Consider the following 19737-nt stretch of genomic DNA (forward strand, 5'->3'; position numbering starts at 1 on the left):
GTTCAGTTTTGTCCGGACGACAAGGTCACGAACCGTGATCACGCCAGTTCAGAGGGGAATTTGAGGTTGACGAACCACTCGCCACATCGCCTAAAGTCTTTAGGCATAGACTTAAGCACTTACGGCAAAAGGAAGGACGACCATGGCAACCGAGACGACCCCCATCACCGCGCAACTCCTGCGCGGCGCCCTCGATGTGGAGCGCACCGAGCGCGGGGTGCTGCCGCACCGGCTGCCCGCCTGGGCCCGCGCGCAGTGTGCCGACGGGCAGTTGGCCCTGGCGGAGGCTCAGCCCTCCGGGGTACGGCTGACGTTCCGTACCCGGGCCACCGCCGTCGAACTGGACGCGCTGCGCACCAAGATGGCGTACCGGGGTGCCCCGCCCCGTCCGGACGGGGTGTATGACCTGCACGTCGACGGCCGTCTGGCCGGGCGGGCGAGTGTGACCGGGGGCAACGTCCGGATGGTCGACATGACCACTTGGTCCTCGGAGATCCAGCCCGGTCCGGTCGGCACCGTACGGTTCTCCGGGCTGCCCGACCGGATGAAGGACGTCGAGATCTGGCTGCCGTACAACGAGGTCACCGAGCTGGTCGCCCTGCGCACGGACGCCCCCGTCGAGGCCGTGCCGGACGGCGAGCGCAGGGTGTGGCTGCACCACGGGAGTTCGATCAGCCATGGCTCCGACGCCGAGAGCCCCAGCACCACATGGCCCGCGCTGGCGGCCTCGCACGGTGGCGTGGAGCTGATCAACCTGGGTCTGGGGGGCAGTGCCCTGCTCGACCCGTTCACGGCCCGCGCGATGCGGGACACCCCCGCCGACCTGCTCAGCGTCAAGATCGGCATCAATCTGGTCAACGCCGATCTGATGCGGCTGCGCGCGTTCACCCCGGCGGTGCACGGCTTCCTCGACACCCTCCGCGAGGGGCATCCCACAGCGCCACTGCTGGTCGTCTCCGCCACGTACTGCCCCATCCACGAGGACACACCGGGCCCCGCCGCGCCGGACTTCTCCGGTCTCAGTGAAGGGAGGCTCCAGTTCCGGGCCACGGGCGACCCCGCCGAGCGCGCCGCCGGGAAGCTGACGCTCACCGTCATACGGGACGAGCTGGCCCGCATCGTGCGGCAGCGGGCGGCCGACGATCCGTTTCTGCACTACCTCGACGGACGCGACCTCTACGGCGAGGCCGACTTCGCCGAACTGCCGCTGCCCGACCAGCTCCACCCGGACGCGGCCACCCATCGCCGCATCGGCGAGCGCTTCGCCGATGCGGCGTTCGGGAACGGCGGCCCGTTCGGCGCCGCCGCTACGCGGACGGAGCCGTGACGAACGCGGTGGCCGCCGGGCCGGTGCCGGTGGCGGTGGCCGGGCGCAGGCCGTCGTCGGCGGTCTGGCGCGGGGCGCGCTCGCGCACGAGGTCGCGGGCGCGTACGAGGGCGGCGCGGGTGCCGGGGGCGTGGTCGTCCGGCAGGTCCCTTCAGCTGTCGCGCAGGACGGCGAACCGGTCGCGCGCCTCGCCGCCGTCCGGCAGCCGCCAGCCCGCGCTGACCTGGGCCAGGGCCGCCGCCTGCTCGGCCCCGTCCTCGTCTCGCCGGAGGACACGCGTCACGTCGAGCGTCAAGGGCCCGACCGCGAGACACGTACCGCCAGGGCTGTCGGTGACATCCGGCGCGCCGGAGGCCCTTCCCGGGATCGCCTCCGCGCCCTCCACCGCGACGGAGGGGTCGGGAGTGTCCGACTCACTCTGCATCTGCGGTGTGGCGCGGCCCTGGAGGAGTGCGAGGAGCTGGGCGACGAGCACCGGGTCATGGGTCCCGTCGTAGATCCACCGCTGCCCCAGCACCCCGTGCTCGGACGTGCCGATCACGGCGTGCTCGGCGCCGTCGAGCGGGGCGGCACGGTAGCTGAGCGGCAGGTGGTACCAGACCGGCCGCTCCCCCGACGCGTCCTCGACCACCATGAACTCGATGCCCACCTCCCCCGCCGGATCATCGAGCCGGAACCCCCCGACCCGGGACAGCTCCGGCGCGCGCCCCGCGCCCAGGTACCAGGGCCGAGCGGGGAGCCAGGGCGCCAGAAGCTCCAGCTTGGTGGGGCGCATGGTGGTTTTGTGGATGACAGCCATGCCTCATGAACGCCTTCCGTCGGCGGGGTCTTCCCCGTGGCGTCCACCTTTCCCATGACATCCACCGGCAACGCCGGTCATCACATGTAGTCCGGCATCTCGATGCCCCGGCGGCGGCGGACATGGCCACGGCGACCCGCCAGGACCGTGATCAGGGTCCAGGCCACGGTGCCGCCGATCAGACCGCCCATCCGGCCCCCGGCGTCCACGTCCTCCGCCTGCTCCATCGGCACGGTGCCCTCCGGGTCGCGGATGACATCGAGCCGTTCGCCCACCTTGGGGTCCCAGGTGTCGCCGTCGTACTCCAGCTTCTCCTTGAGCGTGCTTCCGTCCGTACGGCGGAGGGTGAAGCGATGGTTGTCGCCGCCCGTCCCGGCCGCGCTGTCCGCCACGATCACCACGCTCTCGCGTACACCGCGCCGCTCCAGGGCCGCCTCGGGCGCGTACTGGACGGCCCCGACGAGGACGAACAGCGCGGGCACCACGGCCAGTACGGCCAGCCAGGCAGCGCGGTGGAGAAGCATCAGCAGCACGGCGAAGGCCAGGCAGAGGACCACCCCGAGCGCGATGGGGACCACCTCCGAGCCCAGCGTCAGATACGCGGCGCAGGTGATGGCCGCCGCGGCGGCCCACACGAACACCACCAGCGCGAGCGTGCGCCGCGCCGATTTCCACGGACTGATGTCCTCCGGGACCAGCCCGTTCCGCGCCGCGATCCGCCAGTCCCGTATCCCCGTTGCCATCCCCGCTCCTTGTGCCGACTGCGGCCCGGGCTCTGTGCCGCCCGAGGTCTCGGGTACCTGTCTACAGCCAGTCGCGCTTGCGGGCGTACCGGGCCGCCTCGTGGTGAAGAGGCAAGTGAAGGCGGGGCGCCTCAGGCCACCCACTGGTCGTAGCCGAGCTTGACCACCAGCGAGACCACGACCACCACCAGCACCCCGCGCACGAAGCCGGTCCCGCGCTTCAGCGCCATCCGCGCGCCCACCATGGCGCCCGTCAGGTTGAAACAGGCCAGCAGCGCGGCCAGGCCCCACAGCACCCTGCCCTGGGAGCCGAAGGTCACCAGCGCGCCCAGGTTCGTGCAGACGTTGACGACCTTCGCGGTGGCCGAGGACGTCACCAGGTCCGTGCCCAGCGTCGCGGCCAGCGCGATGACCAGGAACGTGCCGGTGCCCGGGCCGAACAGGCCGTCGTAGAAGCCGATGCCAAGACCCACGCCCAGCACCGCCGTGAGGACGCGGTGGCGGGAGAGCGGACCCGCCAGGGCGGGGGCGGCGCCGAAGGCGGGGCGGAGCAGGACGAACGCGAGCACCGCCAGCAGGACGACCATGATGAGGGGGCGCAGGACGGCACTGTCGATACCGGAGGCGAGAACGGCCCCCGCGAGCGAGCCGATGGCGGCCGCGACGCCGATGCGTACGGCCATCCGGACGTCCACCGGGGTCTTGCGGGTATAGGTGACGGCGGCGCCCGTCGTACCGCAGATGGCGATCGCCTTGTTGGTGCCGAGGATGAACGTGGGCGGGAAGCCCGGCAGCCCGACCAGCAGGGCGGGGAGCAGCAGCAGTCCCCCGCCGCCCACCACGGCGTCGATCCAGCCCGCCGCTCCCGCCGCCAGGCAGAGCAGGAGCAACGTCATCAGCGGTATGTCAGGCATGACGGGGAGCCTACGAGGCGGGCTCGGGCGGGCCCCGGACGGGCCTGGAGGCGGTCGCGCCTACCGCAACTTCGGGCCGCTGTGAAGGCGTCATCCGTCACGGGTGAGAGTTTGGCAACTACCAGACGCAACTGATCAGTTGATGAGTAGTATCTGCCCGGTTCATGGCCGTGTCCCGGATGGAGGTGTCAAAGGTGCTGTCGGGGACGGTGGCCGTCATCGTGGCCTTGTCGGTCACTCTGGTGCTGGTGTTGCTCCTGGGGCTGCTGTGGGTCTCCAGACTGCGCAGAGCCGTCACCCGGGCCGAGGCCGCGACACTGCGGGAGCGCGAGGTCGCCGGGCAGGAGCGCGCGACCGCCGAGCGGGAGCGGGCCCGCGCCGCCGAGCGCGCCGAGGAGATCACCCGGCTGGCGGCCGTACGGGCGGAGCTGGACGAGGCGGCCCGCCGCGAGCGGATGCTGCGCGACTCCGTCCAGGCGTCGTTCGAGTCCGTCGCCCGCAACATGCACGCCATGTCGACCGTGCAGCAGCAGGTCCTCGACGGCCTGGAGCAGCACGTGGCCGACGCGCGGCTGATGGCCGAGGTGATGAAGGCCGACCACGCCGCCGCCCAGATGACCCGCAAGGCGCAGACCCTGCTGGTGATGTGCGGGATCTGGCCCGCCCGGCGGGAGACCCGGCCGGTGACGCTCTTCGACTGCGTGCGCGGCGCCCAGTCGAGGATCGTGGAGTTCGGGCGGGTGGAGGTGCACGGCGGGCAGTCGCTGTACGCGGTGGCACCGGCCGTCGAGGGGCTGATGCACGCGGTCGCCGAACTGCTGGAGAACGCGACGGTGTTCTCGCCGTCCCGCACCCAGGTGGCCGTCTCCGTCCGGGAGGTGGCGGCGGGCGCGGTCATCGAGATCGACGACGCGGGGCTCGGCATGCCGCTGGACGTGCTGGAGCAGGCCACCGGGCAGCTGCGCGAGGGACTGGATCTCGCCCAATTGGGAGCGGTCCCACGACTGGGGCTCGCGTGTGTCGGGCGCTGGTCGCGGGAGCTGGGGTTCGGCGTCGAGCTGTCGACGGCCTCGGCGTACGGCGGGACCCGGGTCGTGGTCTTCGTACCGCACCGGCTGCTGACCGAGCCGCTGGACAGCGCCCCCAGGGCGGACGCCGAGCAGGTGGTCATCGAGCCGGTGGCGGCGGAGCGCGCCGACCGGGACCCGGCCGGGGACGCCCCCGCGCCAGCCGCCGGCGGCCTTCCGCAGCGCCGCAACCGGCGCCGTACGACACCGCGCGACGCCTCTCGTACAGCCGCCCCGGACTCCGGCGCCCCGGGCTCCGGCGCCCCCGACCCCGGCACCCCGGGCCCCGGCGCGTGGTCCCCCGATGCCGCGCGGGCCTCCATCGCGAGCGTGGTGTCCGGCACCCGCCGCGGGCGGGCCGAGGCGGCGCAGGCCGGGGAGGACGGGGGCCATGACCGGGTGCGCGTCCCGGAGCACGACCGGGACCGGGACCAGGACCGGGACCGGGAAGATCACGAGGATCGAGAAGGAGGCCGGTAGTGGCCGGAACCATATCCAGACTGCCCGACGTTGGATGGATGCTGCGTCCCCTGACCCAGATCGCGGGGGTGCGGCACGCCGTCGTCGTCTCGGAGGACGGTCTGCGCATGGGGCACGGCTCCGCCGAGGGACTGACGGGAGAGGTCCCCGAACTGGGCGTCGCCGAGGCCGAGTCGCTGGCCGCGGCCTGCGCGGCGCTGACGGTGACCAGCCAGTCCACGGTGTCGCTGCTGTTCGGCGAGGAGGCGGGGGTGAGACAGCTGATGATCGAGTCGGACGGCGGATTCGTGCTGTTCACCTCGGCCGGTCAGGGCGCCTCGCTCGGGGTGGCCACCGGCACCGAGGCGGATGTCGGGCTGGTGGCCCAGCAGATGCAAGTGCTGGTGGCGAGAATCGGCGCCCATCTGAGCAGTCGGCCACGGGAGCAGATCAGCGCGCCATGACCGACCCCGGGGAGGAACGAACCACCGCTGCGGTGCGCCCATACGTGATCACACGGGGGCGCGCGGGTTCCTCACGGGATGCTCTGCCGCTGGAGACGCTGGTGAAGGCCTCCGGAAGCGCGCTGCCCCCGACTCTCCAGCCCGAGTACCGGCGGATCGTCCGCTGCTGTCAGGGGCTGCTGTCGGTGGCGGAGGTCGCCGCTCACCTCGGCCAGCCACCGGCCGTGGTGCAGGTGCTGCTCGCCGATCTCATCGACTGGGGGCACATCGTGGCGCGCCCGCCCATCCGGGTGGCCGAGCGCGCCGATATGGACTTGCTGAGGAAGGTGCTCGATGGGCTTGAAAGCAAGCTCTGAGATCGTGGACGACAACATGGATGACACCCACGACATGGACGACGCGACGGTCATGTACGTGCAGCCCAGCGTGTCCGGCGCGGCGAAGATCCTGGTCGTCGGGCCGATGGGAGTCGGCAAGACCACGCTGATCGGCACGGTCTCGGAGATCAAGCCGCTGTCCACCGAGGCGACCATGAGCCGGGCGGGCGCCCGGCTGGACATGCCGGTGCGGCCGACGAAGTCCACCACGACCGTCGCGCTGGACTTCGGACGGATCACGCTGGGCGGCGAGTTGGTCCTGTACCTCTTCGGCACCCCCGGCCAGCAGCGCTTCCTCCCCGCGTGGAAGGACCTGGCGCGCGGCGCCCTGGGCGCGCTGGCGCTGGTCGACACCCGCGATCTGGAGGCGTCGTTCGACGCCATCGGCCACCTGGAGGACCTGGACGTCCCGTTCTCGGTGGCCGTCAACTCCTTCCCGGACAGCGTGCTGCACAGCGAGGACGATCTGCGCTCGGCGCTCGATCTGCTCCCCCACACCCCGCTGGTCATCTGTGACGCGCGCGAGCACACCTCGTCGGTCAAGGCGCTGATCTCGCTGGTGAGCCATCTCATCGAGTCCGTCACGGAGGCGCCGTGACGACCGCGCGCCCCACCGGTACGGCCACCACCCGCGTGCCGCTGTACGGGACGGCGCTGGACGGGCCGCTGACCGACCTGTACGAGCGGATGCGCCGCGACCACGGCAATGTGGTGCCGGTCGAGATCGCGCCCGGGATCGAGGCGTGGCTCGTCATCGGCCACCGTGAGCTGCTCCATCTCACCCGCGACGAGCAGTACTTCTCGCACGATCCGCGCCGCTGGACGCCGCTGCGCGACGGCCGGGTGCCACCTGATTCGCCGCTGATGCCGCTGGTGGGCTGGCGGCCCGCGCTGCTGTTCGCGGACGGCGCGCAGCACCGCCGGATGCGCTCGGCGGTGGCCGACGCGCTGGGCCGGGTGAACGGGCACGAGCTGATCCGTACGGTGCGGGCCACCGCGGAGCGGCTGGTCGCCGGGTTCGCCGATCAGCACCGGGCCGACCTGGTCGCGCAGTACGCGCGCGTCCTGCCGCTGCAGGTGGTCACCGAGCTGCTGGGTCTTGACGCGGAGAGCGGGCCGCGACTGGTCGACGCGATCGCCACCATCGTCGCGCCCACCGTGGCCGCCACCGGCGCCAACAAGCGGATGGGCCGCATCCTGCTGGACCTGATCGCCTGGAAGAAACAGCGGCCGGGCGCGGACCTCACCTCCTGGCTGCTGGAGCACCCGGTCGGGCTGAGCGACGAGGAGGTGCTGCACAACCTGGTGGTGATCATCGTCGCGGGCAACCAGACCACCGTGAACTGGATCGCCTCCACCACGCAGATCCTGCTCACCGATCCCGCGTTCCGCTCCTCGCTGGCCCGGGGCCATCTCACCGTGGACGACGCGCTCGACCTGGTGCTGTGGCGCCAGCCGCCCACCCAGAACTTCCCCGGCCGCTACGCCACCCGGGATCTACGCCTCAGCGGACAGGACGTCCGCGCCGGGGACATGCTGATCCTGGGGCTGGCCGGGGCGAACGCCGATCCGGAGGTGCTGCCCGAGGACGGGCGGCCGGTGGTGGGCAACCGCTCGCACCTGGCGTTCGGCGCGGGACCGCACACCTGCCCGGCGCGCGATCCGGCCCGGCTGATCACGCGTACCGCCGTGGACACGCTCCGCCACCGGCTGCCCGATCTGGAGATCGCGGTGCCGGAGGAGGAGCTTCCGTGGGTCACCTCGCCCTGGTCCAAGGGGCTGGCCGGGCTGCCCGTGCGGTTCTCCGCACCGCAGCTCGCCGCCGAGGCCCCGGCGCCATCGCCCCGCAGACCCGACTCGCCCGCAGGAGACCGCAGATGACCGACAGCCGCTGCCCCGTAGCGCACGACGCCCCTGGACGGCAGGACGACCCCGCGACGCCGCACCGGCTGGAGCCCGACGACCAGCACGCGGTCAACACCGGGTTACGTGCCCGGGGGGCCGCGGTCCCGGTCCTGCTGCCCGGTGACGTACCGGCGTACGCCGTCACCCGGCACGAGGAGCTGAAGGGCTTCCTCGCCCACCCCGACGTGGCCAAGAACGCCTGCCACTTCGCCGCCCTGCAGAGCGGCGGGATCCCGGCCGGGTGGCCGATGCTGACCTTCGCCACCGTGCCCGGCATGACCACCGCCGACGGCGACGACCACAAGCGGCTGCGGTCGCTGGTGACCCGGGCGTTCACCCCGCGCCGGATGGAGGCGCTGCGTCCGGTCGTCCACGAGCTGACGGGCACGCTGCTGGACCGGCTCGCCGAAGCCGCCGACGCGGACCCGGACGGGGTGGCCGATCTGCGCCGCCACTTCGCGCTGCCGCTGCCGATGAGCGTGATCTCCCAGCTGCTGGGTGTCGACGCGGCGCACCAGGACCGGCTGCACGAGCTGTCCAACGAGATCGTCTCCACCGCCACCGCCCCCGAGCGGGTCCCGGCGGCCAACCGCGAGATGGTGGCGATTCTCGGCCAGGTGGCGGCGGCCCGGATGGAGGACCCGGGGGACGACCTGACCAGCGCGCTGATAGCGACCCGCGCGGAGGACGGGGACCGGCTCAGCGAGCAGGAGCTGATCGGCACCCTGATGCTGACGATCATCGCCGGGCACGAGACCACCCTCAATCTGATCACCAACGCGGTGCGGGCCCTGTGCAACCACCGCGATCAGCTGGAGCTGGTCCGCTCCGGGGCCGCGAGCTGGGACGACGTGGTCGAGGAGACGCTGCGGTACGACAGCCCGGTGAGCTACTTCCCGTTCCGCTACCCCACCCGGGACCTCCCCGTCGGCGACGCGGTGATCCCGAAGGGCGCGCCCGTGCTCGTCTCGTACACCGCCGCCGGGCGCGACGAGCGGGAGTACGGACCGGACGCGGACCGGTTCGTGGTGACCCGGGCGGCGCGCCATCTGTCCTTCGGCCACGGCGCCCACTTCTGCCTGGGCGCCCCGCTGGCCCGGATGGAGGCCGTGATCGCCCTCGAAGCGCTCTTCACCCGCTTCCCCGGCCTCGACCTGGCGGTCCCGGACGATGAGCTGGTGCCGCACCGGAGCTTCGTCGGCAACAGCCCGCAGAAGCTGCCGATCACGCTGGGGTAGGGGCTCACAGTCACTGCGGGGGCGCGCTGAGGGCAGCGTTGCGTCCGGGAAACGATGGTGATGCGGTCGGGAAACAGCACTCCCGCACGCTTCCTGGCATGACGAAGAGCGCACCGAAGACCGAGACCGCCCCCACGATCGTGCTCGTCGGGCACGGCATGGTCGGCCAGCGCTTCCTGGAGGCCCTGGCCGACCGGGGCGTGACGACGCGCGCCCGGGTCGTCGTGCTGTGCGAGGAGCCCCGGCCCGCGTACGACCGGGTGCAGCTGACCTCGTACTTCTCCGGCCGGACGGCGGACGATCTGTCCATGGTCGAGGACGGCTTCATGGAGCGGCACGGCATCGAGCTGCACCTGGGCGACCCGGCCGAGACCATCGACCGGGCGGCGCGCACGGTCACCGCGCGCTCCGGGCTGACCGTCCCGTACGACACGCTCGTGCTGGCCACCGGCTCGTACCCGTTCGTCCCGCCGGTGCCCGGCAAGGACAGCGAGGGCTGCTTCGTCTACCGCACCGTCGACGATCTGCTGGCCATCGAGGAGTACGCCAAGGACCGGGCGACCGGCACCGTGGTCGGCGGCGGGCTGCTCGGCCTGGAGGCGGCGGGCGCGCTCAAGGGGCTCGGGCTGACCACGCACATCGTGGAGTTCAACGCGCGGCTGATGGCGCTCCAGGTGGACGACGGCGGTGGCGCGGCGCTGCGCCGCACCGTCGAGGACATGGGGCTGATCGTGCACACCGGCGTCGGCGGCAAGGAGATCACCGCCGACACGAACGGCGCGGTGACCGCCATGGCGCTCTCGGACGGCTCGTCCATCGACACCGACCTGGTGATCTTCTCGGCCGGGGTGCGCCCCCGCGACCAGCTCGCCCGCGACTGCGGCCTGACCGTCGGCGAGCGCGGCGGCATCGCGGTCGACGAGCGGTGCCGCACCAGCGATCCGGCGGTGTACGCGATCGGCGAATGCGCGCTGACCGCCGACGGCAAGGTCTACGGGCTGGTCGCGCCCGGGTACGAGATGGCGCAGACCGTCGCCGACGACCTCGCCGCTGTGAACTGTGAGGGCTTCACCGGCGCCGACACCTCCACCAAGCTCAAGCTGCTCGGCGTCGACGTGGCGTCCTTCGGCGACGCGCACGGCACCGCCGAGGGCTGTCTCGACGTCGTCTACTCCGACTCCCGCGCGGGCGTCTACAAGAAGCTGGTGGTCGGCGCGGGCGGCGAACTGCTCGGCGGGGTGCTGGTCGGCGACGCCGACTCGTACGGCATGCTGCGGCCGCTGACCGGTTCCGTGCCGCCCGTCGCGCCCGAGCAGCTGGTGCTGCCCGCCGGGCTCGGCGCGCCCGCCGCGCTCGGCCCGTCCGCGCTGCCCGACGAGGCGGTCATCTGCAGCTGCCACAACGTCACCAAGGGCTCGATCCGCTCGGCGGTCACCGAGCACGAGTGCGTCACCGTGCCCGAGGTGAAGAAGTGCACCAAGGCGGGCACCGGCTGCGGCAGTTGCGTCAAGACGCTCACCACGCTCGTCAACGACGAGCTGGAGGCGAGCGGGGTCAGCGTCGACAAGGGGCTGTGCGGCTGCTTCGGATACACCCGCGCCGAGCTGTACGAGATCGTCCGCACCCTGCGCATCACCACCTACGCGCAGCTGCTGGAGGGCCACGGCCGCGAGGAGGCGCGCAGCGGCGACGGGTGCGAGGTGTGCAAACCGGCCGTCGGCTCGATCATCGCCTCGCTCGCCCCGACGCTCGGCGCCAGCGGCTACGTCCTGGACGGCGAACAGGCCGCGTTGCAGGACACCAACGACCACTTCCTGGCCAACCTCCAGCGCAACGGGTCGTATTCGATCGTGCCGCGCATCCCCGGCGGTGAGATCACCCCCGAGAAGCTGATCGTGATCGGCGAGATCGCCCGGGACTTCGGCCTCTACACGAAGATCACCGGCGGTCAGCGGATCGACCTGTTCGGCGCCCGGGTGGACCAGCTGCCGGTCATCTGGTCCAAGCTGGTGGACGCCGGGTTCGAATCCGGCCACGCGTACGGCAAGGCGCTGCGCACCGTGAAGTCGTGCGTGGGCCAGACCTGGTGCCGCTACGGCGTCCAGGACTCGGTGCGCATGGCCATCGACCTGGAGCTGCGCTACCGGGGCCTGCGCTCCCCGCACAAGCTGAAGTCGGCCGTCTCCGGGTGCGCCCGCGAATGCGCGGAGGCGCGCGGCAAGGACTTCGGGATCATCGCCACGTCGAACGGCTGGAACCTGTACGTCGGCGGCAACGGCGGCGCCGAGCCGCGCCACGCCGATCTGCTCGCCCAGGACCTGGACGACGAGGGCCTGATCCGGCTCATCGACCGCTTCCTGATGTTCTACATCCGCACCGCGGACCGGCTGGAGCGCACCTCGGCCTGGCTGGAGCGGATCGAGGGCGGCCTCGACCACGTACGGGATGTGGTGGTCCACGACTCGCTGGGGCTGTGCGCCGAGCTGGAGGCGCTGATGGCCGACCATGTGGCGGGCTACCGCGACGAATGGGCCGAGACCATCAACGACCCGGAGCGGCTGCGGCGGTTCGTCTCCTTCGTCAACGCGCCCGAATCGCCCGACCCGACGGTCGCCTTCGTGCCCGAGCGCGACCAGGTCAAGCCGGATCTGACGCTGCTGTCCGGCCCCACCATCCCCGTCCGTACCGCCCGCACTCTCGAAGGGACCTCGAGCCGATGACGATGACAACGACCCTGGCACCTGAGCGGATCGACCTGCGCGTGGAACTCCTCGTCGACCAGCGGTGGTTCGCGGTCTGCGACCTCTCCGACCTCATTCCCGGCCGTGGCGTGGCCGCTCTGCTGCCGGACGGCAGCCAGGTGGCGGTCTTCCTGGACCGGGCGGGCAGCCCGTACGCGATCGACAACCGCGACCCGTTCACCGGCGCGTACGTCCTCTCCCGGGGGCTGCTGGGCTCGGCGGACGGGCGGCCGTTCGTGGCCTCGCCGCTGCTCAAGCAGCGCTTCGACCTGGAGACGGGGCGGTGCCTGGACGATGAGACGGTCACCGTCCAGGCCTACGCCACGCGGACGTGTGACGCGGTGTCAGCGCAGGTCGCGTGAGACGAGCAGGCCGCACTGGACGGGGTCGCTCGCGCATCCGGCCAGCCCCGTGGCGAACACGCCGTTCGTCCCGGGGACACCGGCGATGCCGGTCACCGAGGACATCTCGCTGTGCTCGGTGACGTCGGCGGGCAGCTCCTCCGCCGACCACTCCGTACCGGTCCAGCGGGCCAGGGTGGAGTGGCGGTCGCCCGCGCTCCAGCCGCCGGTCCACAGCCGCCCGGCGCCGTCCGCGCCCGCGGCGTTGATCTGGCCGAGGGGCGGCGCGGGGAGCTGCTGCCAGCGGCCGCCGGTCCAGCGGGCGGCCATGGTGGCCCGGGGCGTGTCCTCGTTGGTGCCGCCCACCACGGAGACCGCGTTACGGCCGGTGGCCACGGGGATCCCGGCCGCCCAGCCGGTCGGGGACGGGGCCGGGACGGGCACCTCGCGGACCGTCCAGCCGCTGCCGTTCCAGTGGTGGAGCAGCGGCTTCGTCACCCCGCCGGTGGAGGTGTCGGAGGTGACCCACACGTCGTCCGGGCCGGTGCCGGTGATGCCCGAGGGGCGCACGGTCCCGCCGCCGGGTGCGGCGGGGAGGGACACCCGCTGCCACCGGGAGCCGGTCCAGCGCTCCAGGTAGGAGACCTCGGCGCCGCTCTCCGGGTTCCAGTCGAAGCCGGTCAGCCACGCCGACTTCGGGCCGAACGCGGCGATGTCGAGGGCGAAGCTCAGCGAGCCCTCGGGGGCGGGCGCGTGATCGGCCTTCCGCCACTTCTCGCCGTCCCAGTGCTGGACGACGACCGAGGTGTTGTCGTCCAGCGAGCCCGCGGCCCAGGCGTCGTCGGGCGCGGCCGCGGCGACCTCCTCCAGCCGCGCGGGCTTGCCGCCGGTGGTGGCGGGCGGCACGTCCTTCCAGGTGGTGCCGTTCCAGTGCCGGATGAGCGGGGTGGGCCCGGCGGCGCCGTCCGTGGTCCGGCCCACCACCCACGCGTCGTTGGCGCCGGTCGAGGCGACGTCCCAGAACTCGCGGGAGGCGGTTTCGCTCATCGGCGTCCGCAGCTTCCACGGGGTGGTTGCTTCTGAAGCGGCGTTCGCGGGGGTGCTCAAGGTGCTGAGGGCGAGCGCGCACAGCGCGACCACCGTGCGCGGCTTCACGGCGTCCTCAGCTGCTGGTCGGTCCACTCGGCCGTGACGGTGGCGTTGTAGCCGACCACCGTGCCCGCCGTCAGCCCCGCCTCGGCGGCCTGCGCGTTCGGCTTGACCACCCTCTGCTGGTCGGCCAGCAGGGCCCCGGTCGCCGGGTCCACGATCAGCTCCGAGCGCGCCGTCCCGTAGTCGGTCCCCTCGGTCGCGGGCAGGGCGAAGCCGATGCCCTTGCGGCCCGTCGGGTCGGTCACCTCGCCGAGCGACGCGATGCCCGGCAGCTCCGCGATGACGCGGTACGCGGCGGCCCGCACCTCGGGCTTGACCGGCAGCCGGATCAGCCCGGCCGCCTGCTGCCACATCCACTCGGTGCGGCCCTTGATCTCGCTCCCCCGGTCCTCCTCGTACAGGTCGGCCAGCGTCGCCTTCAGCTTGGCGCTGTCGCCGGGGAGTTTCCGCAGGTCCTCGTAGGTCACATTGCGCGCGCCGAGCGAGGCGATCCGGTCGCCCTGGTTGGTCCGGGTCACCGTGGGTTGCTTCTTCTTCGACCCGGTGTCCATCCGCAAGCCCAGCTTGCCGCCCGACTCGGCGGCGAGCGTCACGTCCTTCGGCGACCCGGCGGCCCGCCAGCGCGCCGCGTCGCGCTCGGTGCGCGGTACGACGCGGTCCTTGAGCCCGGAGATCCACAGGCTCTCCGTACCGGGGCGTACGCCGATGGACTGCTGGTCCGTCGCGGAGGTGAGGACCGCGAAGGCCGTTCCGGAGTGGTCGACGACGCCGGTCCAGGCCGAGCGCGTGGTCGTCTGCCAGTACGTGCCCTCGTGCGCGGCGCGGTCCGCCCGGGCGGCCACGTTCAGCAGCGCGAGACGGCCGTTCTCCGGGGTGTGCCGGGGAGAGTCGTCCGTGGCGGGGGTGGCGGAGGCGCGGGCTCCGTCGGGGCTCCGGGCGCCCTCGGGCAGGGCCACCACCACCCCGACGACGGCCGCAGTCACCGCGACGGGAAGCGCCCAGCGCCAGGTGAACGGCCGGGCGGGGCGGCGGGCTTGGGGCGCGTCCGTCGCATCCGGCGCACTGGCCAGGATGGCGATCAGGTCGTGCCGGGCGCGCGCGGAACCGGCCAGCTGGTCGGGGTCCAGTTCCGGGGGACGCGCGTCCGCCAGGGTCTTCATGACATCGGGCCGCTTGCGTGCCATGTCAGTGCTCCTTCACTGTCACTGTCGGGTGGGCGTCACGAGAGAGCCCGACCGCGGCCACGGCCCGCTCCAGCCGCCGCCGGGCCCGGTGCAGCCGCACCGAGAAGGTGGCGGTAGTGCAGCCGAGGACGCGCGCGGCCTGCCGGGGGCCGAGCCCCTGCCAGGCGACCAGCGTCAGCAGCTCGCGGTCGGCGGCGGACAGCCCGGCGAGGGCCTGCAGCGCCGCCGCGCGTTCGGTCACATCGGCGGCCACGTCGCCGACCTGGGCGCCCGCACTGATCAGGCGCTGCGCCTCCTCGGCGGCCAGCGCGTACTGTCTGCCGTCGCGGCGGCGCAGCTCGCGGGTCAGATTGCGGGCCACGCCGAGCAGCCACGGCAGCGGCGGCGCGGGGATGTCCCGCATCCGGCGCCAGGCGACGGTGAAGGTCTCACTGGTGATGTCCTCACCGACCTGCCGTCCCACCAGGCTGGATGCGTAGGCCAGTACGCGGGGGTGGCACTCCTCGTACAGGTCCCGGAAGCGTTGGGCGTCGGTCACGCGCCGTCTCCTCATCTTGGCTCTCTCACCTGGGAATGGCCGGGAGCCGCGACTTCTTACAGCGTTGTTCTCAGAAACAGCGTTGTTCGCAGAAGAGGAGAGGGATTTTCGGGGCGGCGCGGTGCCTGGACGGCGGAGGCTCGCACCGTCCAGGCGTCTGCGCGAGCGCTCAACTCGTGGTGCAGGTGAACGCGGCGGGCGCGGTGTTGGCGCCGGACCAGGTGCCGTTGAAGCCGAACGACACCGAGCCACCGGCCCCGATGGTGCCGTTGTACGCGGCGTTCGCGGCCGTCACCTGGGCGCCGGACTGGGTGACGGTGGCGTTCCACGCGGAGGTCACCCGCTGGCCGGAGGGGTAGGTCCAGGCCACCTGCCAGCCGCTCACCGGGCTCGATCCGGTGTTCTTGACGGTGACGTTCGCGGTGAAGCCGGTGTTCCACTGGCTGGTGACGGTGTAGCCAACCGCGCAGCTGCCGGTAGGCCCGGGATCGCCGTCGCCGGTCCAGCCGAGGGATTCGGCGATGCCGTAGTAGGCGGGTTTGGGGCGGTAGTTCTCGTCGTACGGGGTCGCGGCGCCCTGGCCCTCGAACACGTCCGGGATCCAGGAGTCGGAGTCGGTGAAGCCCCAGGCGGTGACGCCCTCGCAGCGGGATACGGCCACGCAGGCGTCGGTGACCGCCCGGTAGTCGGCCTTCTGCTGGGCCAGCTTGGCGTCGGTGACCGGGAGCGTCATCCGGATGTCGAGTTCGGTGACGGCCACGTCGACGCCGAGGTCGGCGAAGCGCTGCAGATTGGCCTTCATCGTGGACGGCACCTGGCCGAGGATGAGATGGCCCTGGAAGCCGACGCCGTCGATCGGCACGCCCTGCGCCTTCAGCGACTTGACCAGGTTGTACATCCCGTCGCTCTTCGCGCCGAGACCGTCGGTGTTGTAGTCGTTGAGGTACAGCTTGGCGTCCGGGTCGGCGGCTCGGGCGGCGCGCAGCGCGTCCGCGATGTACGACGGGCCGAGCTTGGTGTGGAAGAGCGACTGGCGGAAGGTGCCGTCCTCGTTGAACGGCTCGTTGACCACGTCCCAGTGGCTGATCCGGCCCTTGTAGCGACCGGCCTCGGTGGCGATGTGGTCGGTCATGAGGGTGCGCAGCTGATCGGCGGTCCAGGAGCCGTTCGTCAGCCAGCCCGGCAGCTGGCTGTGCCAGACCAGGGTGTGGCCGCGTACCTCCATGTCGTGCGCCTCGGCGAAGTCGACGATCCTGTCCGCGCCGGACCAGTTGTACGTGCCGCGGCTCGGCTCGACGGACTCCCACTTCATCTCGTTGCCGGGGGTGATGGAGTTGAACTGCGAGCCCGCGATGTCGGCGTAGGTGCCGGTCAGCTTGGACGCGGTGACGGCGGTGCCGTAGTACTTCCCCTTGGCCTCGGCGAGGTCGCGGAGCACGGGGTCGGCGGCTTGGGCCAGGGCGCTGGGGGTGGCGAGGCCCAGCAGGAGGGCGCCCGCGGTGGCGAGGCCCAGGGCGGTTCTGCGTAATACCTGCGGGTGAAGTCTCATGGCGTACGCGTCCTCCCTACGATCCGGCGAGTCCGTCGCGGAAGGCGTTGTAGGCGGGCTTGGGCTGGTAGTTGGTGTCGTACAGATTCGCCGCGCCCTGGCCCGGGAAGGTGCCCGGCACCCAGGAGTCCCGGTCGCCGAAGCCCCACACCGTGATGCCGGTGCAGCGGGCGACCGCCAGGCAGGTCCTGGCCACCGTCTTGTAGTCGGTGGCCTGCTGCTGGAGCTTGGTGGCGTCGGCGGGGGTGGTCATCCGGATGTCCAGCTCGCTGATCACGACCTCCACGCCGAGGTCGGCGAAGCGCTGCAGATTGGCCTTCATCGTGGACGGCACCTGGCCCACGATGAGGTGGGCCTGGAAGCCGACGCCGTCGATCGGCACGCCCTGCGACTTGAGCGACTTGACCAGGTTGTAGAGGGCGTCGCTCTTGGCGTTCGTGCCCTCGGTGTTGAAGTCGTTGATGAAGAGCTTGGCGCTCGGGTCGGCGGCGCGGGCGGCCCGGAAGGAGTCGGCGATGTACGACTGGCCGAGCTGGGTGTAGAACTTGGACGCGCGGAGGGTGCCGTTCTCGTTGAACGCCTCGTTGACCACGTCCCAGCGCTGGACCTTGCCCTTGTAGCGGGCGACCTGGGTGGTGACGTGGCCGGTCATGATGGTGCGCAGCTCGGTGTTGGAGAACGAGCCGTTGGCCAGCCAGTTCGGCATCTGGCTGTGCCAGACCAGGGTGTGGCCGTACACCTTCTGCTGGTTGGCCTGGGCGAACGAGACGAGGCGGTCGGCGGCGGCCCAGTTGAACTGGCCGCGGTTCGGCTCGACCGATCCCCACTTCATGGCGTTCTCGGCGGTGACGCTGGAGAACTCGCTCTTGGCGATGTTCGCGTAGGTGCCGTCGCCGAGGCGGCCGTCGTTGACGGCGGTGCCGACGAAGCGGCCGGTGCGGTCGGCGACTTCGCGGAGGGTGGGGTTGGCGGCGGCCTGGGCTGGCGCCGCCAGGCCGAAGGCGAGCGCCGCCACCGTAGCGCCAAGTGCGGCGCTGCGGGCGCTGCGTAAGCTCAGAAGCTTCATGGGAGTGTCCCTCTCTTCTCTTCACGTCTGATCCGGTTTTCCGGAAGACTTCTGCAAGGTTCCGAGGGTGCGACCGGAAAGCTAGAGGCGGGCGTGATGCCCGTCAACGGAGGAGGCGGAAATGGCTACGGAGAGCGCGGGCCCCGACGGCGGCACCAGGCCCAAGGTGACGATCACCGCCATCGCCCAGGAGGCCGGAGTGTCCGTGCCCACGGTCTCGCGGGTCGTCAACGGACGGTCGGACGTCTCCCCCGAGACCCGGGCCCGGGTCGAGGACCTGCTACGCCTCCATGGCTACCGCCGCCGCCAGACCGCCCCCGGCGACCGCGCCGCCCTCCTCGACCTGGTCTTCAACGACCTCGACAGCCCCTGGGCCGTGGAGATCATCCGTGGCGTGGAGGAGATCGCGCACCAGGACGGGGTCGGTACGGTCGTCTCCGCCATCCACGGGCGGGCGGGCTCGGCCCGGCAGTGGATGAAGAACCTGCGGGCCCGCGCCTCGGACGGGGTGATCCTGGTGACGTCCGTCCTGGAGCCGGTGGTCCACGCCGAGCTGCGGCGGCTGAACGTCCCCATCGTGGTCGTCGACCCGGCCGGTTCCCCCGCCCTCGACGCCCCCACGGTCGGGGCCACCAACTGGGCGGGTGGCATGGCCGCCACCGAACACCTGCTGAGCCTGGGCCACCGCCGGATCGGTCTCATCGCCGGACCGCCCCGGCTGCTGTGCAGCCGGGCGCGGCTGGACGGACACCGGGCGGCCCTGGAGGCGGCGGGGGTTCCGTTCGATCAAGCTCTGGTCGCACAGGGGGACTTCTACCACGAATCCGGTTTCCACGGCTGCGACCAGCTGATGGCCTCCCCCACCCCGCCCACCGCCGTCTTCGCCTCCAGCGACCAGATGGCCCTGGGCGCCATCGAGGCCCTGCGGCGGCGGGGGCTGCGGGTGCCGGAGGATGTGAGCGTGGTCGGCTTCGACGACCTCCCCGAGGTCCGCTGGTCGGCCCCGCCCCTGACGACGGTCCGCCAGCCCCTGGCCGACATGGGCAAGCTGGCGGCCCGCACGGTGCTGCGGCAGGCGCGCGGCGAGGAGATCGACTCCCCTCGCGTGGAGCTGGCCACGCAACTGGTGATCCGTGCCAGCACCGCTCCCCCGACCGGGACGTAAGCCCCCACCCCGCCCCTCCCCGCAGTATCGACATGCGGCTCCGCCGCGTGGCGGGCTCCACCCCGGCCCCCGGTCCTCAATCGCCGGACGGGCTGGATTTTCCAGCCCCCGCTGGCGAGCAGGGGACAGAACCCCGGCAGGCCGGGAGCAACGTGGCGGAGCCGCAATGACCGAGAGTCAGCCGAAGCGGAGCCCAGGAGCGCACCCCGACGGCGAGGCCCGGGAGCGGAACTCCGACGCGGGGCCAGGGGCGGGGCCCAGGAGCGCAGCCCTCACACGGCCCGCGGCATCACCCCGGTGCGGCCCGGGAGCGGAGACCCGAAGCGGGGTCCAGGGGCGCAGCCCCGGTGGTGCCCGGGGGTGTCCCCGGGTTTCGGAAAGGGGCGGGGTGGGGGACAAACGGCGGGGCCCCGGGGGGGCGGAACCTCGATGGCGGGCGTGGAGGCAGGGCCCGGGGGCGCAGCCCCGGCGGGGGCCGGGGGCGCAGCCCCGGCGGGGGCCGAGGGCGGAGCCCCGGCGGGGGCCGAGGGCGCAGCCCCCGCAGGGCCCGAGGGCGCAGCCCCCGCAGGGCCCGAGGGCGCAGCCCCGGCGGGGGTTCGGGGCGCAGCCCCGATGCGGGGCCCGGGGGTGTCCCCCGGTTTCGGGAAGGGGCGGGGTGGGGGCAGAACCCCGGGCGGCGCCGGAGGTATTGACACCGTGTCAGGGCCC

General features: G+C 72.3%; 18 protein-coding genes. 10 read left to right on the plus strand and 8 right to left on the minus strand.

Going from position 1 to position 19737, the window contains the following annotated elements; genetic code table 11:
• The first annotated feature begins 142 nt into the window (after positions 1-142).
• Entirely contained in the window at positions 143-1327 is a 1185-nt protein-coding gene (locus ACWC5C_RS04035; RefSeq protein WP_450873470.1) for a GDSL-type esterase/lipase family protein, read from the plus strand.
• Between the two features lie 151 nt (positions 1328-1478).
• Here the strand turns inward: ACWC5C_RS04035 and ACWC5C_RS04040 are convergent, their stop codons facing one another.
• The 3 genes from ACWC5C_RS04040 to ACWC5C_RS04050 all read right to left on the minus strand — a co-directional run bounded on the left by ACWC5C_RS04040 (position 1479) and on the right by ACWC5C_RS04050 (position 3783).
• Entirely contained in the window at positions 1479-2126 is a 648-nt protein-coding gene (locus tag ACWC5C_RS04040) for a maltokinase N-terminal cap-like domain-containing protein (protein WP_450873472.1), read from the minus strand.
• A gap of 80 nt (positions 2127-2206) precedes the next feature.
• Positions 2207-2869, minus strand: coding sequence for a hypothetical protein (locus ACWC5C_RS04045; RefSeq protein WP_450873474.1), 663 nt, complete (start codon positions 2867-2869; stop codon positions 2207-2209).
• A 131-nt stretch (positions 2870-3000) separates the two neighbouring features.
• Positions 3001-3783: a sulfite exporter TauE/SafE family protein gene (locus ACWC5C_RS04050; protein WP_450873476.1), complete on the minus strand. Its 783-nt coding sequence runs from the start codon at positions 3781-3783 to the stop codon at positions 3001-3003.
• A gap of 194 nt (positions 3784-3977) precedes the next feature.
• Here ACWC5C_RS04050 and ACWC5C_RS04055 point away from each other — a divergent pair, with 194 nt between their 5' ends.
• From ACWC5C_RS04055 to nirD, 8 genes are all read left to right on the plus strand, one after another.
• Complete coding sequence (locus ACWC5C_RS04055; RefSeq protein WP_450873478.1) at positions 3978-5330, plus strand: ATP-binding protein; 1353 nt, start codon at positions 3978-3980, stop codon at positions 5328-5330.
• Positions 5330-5773, plus strand: a complete 444-nt coding sequence (locus ACWC5C_RS04060; RefSeq protein ID WP_385435965.1) for a roadblock/LC7 domain-containing protein — start codon at positions 5330-5332, stop codon at positions 5771-5773. The genes ACWC5C_RS04055 and ACWC5C_RS04060 overlap by 1 nt, the downstream gene beginning before the upstream one ends.
• Complete coding sequence (locus ACWC5C_RS04065; RefSeq protein WP_385435966.1) at positions 5770-6129, plus strand: DUF742 domain-containing protein; 360 nt, start codon at positions 5770-5772, stop codon at positions 6127-6129. Before ACWC5C_RS04060 ends, ACWC5C_RS04065 begins: the two co-directional genes overlap by 4 nt.
• Positions 6113-6748, plus strand: a complete 636-nt coding sequence (locus ACWC5C_RS04070) for a GTP-binding protein (protein ID WP_450873481.1) — start codon at positions 6113-6115, stop codon at positions 6746-6748. Before ACWC5C_RS04065 ends, ACWC5C_RS04070 begins: the two co-directional genes overlap by 17 nt.
• The gene (locus ACWC5C_RS04075; protein ID WP_450873483.1) at positions 6745-8031 is read left to right on the plus strand and encodes a cytochrome P450; all 1287 of its coding nucleotides are present in this window, start codon (positions 6745-6747) and stop codon (positions 8029-8031) included. Before ACWC5C_RS04070 ends, ACWC5C_RS04075 begins: the two co-directional genes overlap by 4 nt.
• Positions 8028-9293 (plus strand): cytochrome P450 family protein, encoded by a 1266-nt coding sequence (locus tag ACWC5C_RS04080; protein ID WP_450873485.1) that lies wholly within the window; start codon positions 8028-8030, stop codon positions 9291-9293. Before ACWC5C_RS04075 ends, ACWC5C_RS04080 begins: the two co-directional genes overlap by 4 nt.
• 98 nt (positions 9294-9391) lie before the next feature.
• Positions 9392-12013, plus strand: coding sequence for a nitrite reductase large subunit NirB (nirB, locus tag ACWC5C_RS04085; protein ID WP_450873487.1), 2622 nt, complete (start codon positions 9392-9394; stop codon positions 12011-12013).
• On the plus strand, positions 12010-12396 hold the full coding sequence (gene nirD / locus ACWC5C_RS04090) for a nitrite reductase small subunit NirD (protein ID WP_450873488.1): 387 nt from the start codon (positions 12010-12012) through the stop codon (positions 12394-12396). Before nirB ends, nirD begins: the two co-directional genes overlap by 4 nt.
• Here nirD and ACWC5C_RS04095 read toward each other — a convergent pair.
• The 5 genes from ACWC5C_RS04095 to ACWC5C_RS04115 form a co-directional block, all read right to left on the minus strand.
• Positions 12379-13530 carry a hypothetical protein gene (locus ACWC5C_RS04095; RefSeq protein WP_450873490.1) on the minus strand — a complete coding sequence of 384 codons (1152 nt, stop codon included), beginning with the start codon at positions 13528-13530 and terminating at the stop codon, positions 12379-12381. The two genes, nirD and ACWC5C_RS04095, sit on opposite strands and share 18 nt — an antisense overlap.
• Positions 13527-14711 (minus strand): CU044_5270 family protein, encoded by a 1185-nt coding sequence (locus tag ACWC5C_RS04100; protein WP_450873492.1) that lies wholly within the window; start codon positions 14709-14711, stop codon positions 13527-13529. Before ACWC5C_RS04100 ends, ACWC5C_RS04095 begins: the two co-directional genes overlap by 4 nt.
• A gap of 1 nt (position 14712) precedes the next feature.
• Positions 14713-15249, minus strand: a complete 537-nt coding sequence (locus ACWC5C_RS04105; RefSeq protein WP_450873494.1) for an RNA polymerase sigma factor — start codon at positions 15247-15249, stop codon at positions 14713-14715.
• Between the two features lie 169 nt (positions 15250-15418).
• Positions 15419-16798 (minus strand): endo-1,4-beta-xylanase, encoded by a 1380-nt coding sequence (locus ACWC5C_RS04110; RefSeq protein WP_450873496.1) that lies wholly within the window; start codon positions 16796-16798, stop codon positions 15419-15421.
• A gap of 16 nt (positions 16799-16814) precedes the next feature.
• Positions 16815-17864, minus strand: a complete 1050-nt coding sequence (locus ACWC5C_RS04115) for an endo-1,4-beta-xylanase (protein ID WP_450873498.1) — start codon at positions 17862-17864, stop codon at positions 16815-16817.
• Positions 17865-17985: 121 nt separating this feature from the next.
• Here ACWC5C_RS04115 and ACWC5C_RS04120 point away from each other — a divergent pair, with 121 nt between their 5' ends.
• Entirely contained in the window at positions 17986-19029 is a 1044-nt protein-coding gene (locus ACWC5C_RS04120) for a LacI family DNA-binding transcriptional regulator (protein WP_450873500.1), read from the plus strand.
• Positions 19030-19737 lie beyond the last annotated feature (708 nt).

Source organism: Streptomyces sp. NPDC001700, assembly GCF_053596435.1.

What these genes read in the sequence shown, in the direction of transcription:
- ACWC5C_RS04035 (WP_450873470.1), top strand. Translation starts at nt 143, where the DNA reads ATGGCAACCGAGACGACCCCCATCACCGCGCAACTCCTGCGCGGCGCC.
- ACWC5C_RS04050 (WP_450873476.1), bottom strand. Translation starts at nt 3,783, where the DNA reads ATGCCTGACATACCGCTGATGACGTTGCTCCTGCTCTGCCTGGCGGCG.
- nirD (WP_450873488.1), top strand. Translation starts at nt 12,010, where the DNA reads ATGACGATGACAACGACCCTGGCACCTGAGCGGATCGACCTGCGCGTG.
- ACWC5C_RS04040 (WP_450873472.1), bottom strand. Translation starts at nt 2,126, where the DNA reads ATGGCTGTCATCCACAAAACCACCATGCGCCCCACCAAGCTGGAGCTT.
- nirB (WP_450873487.1), top strand. Translation starts at nt 9,392, where the DNA reads ATGACGAAGAGCGCACCGAAGACCGAGACCGCCCCCACGATCGTGCTC.
- ACWC5C_RS04110 (WP_450873496.1), bottom strand. Translation starts at nt 16,798, where the DNA reads ATGAGACTTCACCCGCAGGTATTACGCAGAACCGCCCTGGGCCTCGCC.
- ACWC5C_RS04065 (WP_385435966.1), top strand. Translation starts at nt 5,770, where the DNA reads ATGACCGACCCCGGGGAGGAACGAACCACCGCTGCGGTGCGCCCATAC.
- ACWC5C_RS04100 (WP_450873492.1), bottom strand. Translation starts at nt 14,711, where the DNA reads ATGGCACGCAAGCGGCCCGATGTCATGAAGACCCTGGCGGACGCGCGT.
- ACWC5C_RS04045 (WP_450873474.1), bottom strand. Translation starts at nt 2,869, where the DNA reads ATGGCAACGGGGATACGGGACTGGCGGATCGCGGCGCGGAACGGGCTG.
- ACWC5C_RS04115 (WP_450873498.1), bottom strand. Translation starts at nt 17,864, where the DNA reads ATGAAGCTTCTGAGCTTACGCAGCGCCCGCAGCGCCGCACTTGGCGCT.
- ACWC5C_RS04080 (WP_450873485.1), top strand. Translation starts at nt 8,028, where the DNA reads ATGACCGACAGCCGCTGCCCCGTAGCGCACGACGCCCCTGGACGGCAG.
- ACWC5C_RS04120 (WP_450873500.1), top strand. Translation starts at nt 17,986, where the DNA reads ATGGCTACGGAGAGCGCGGGCCCCGACGGCGGCACCAGGCCCAAGGTG.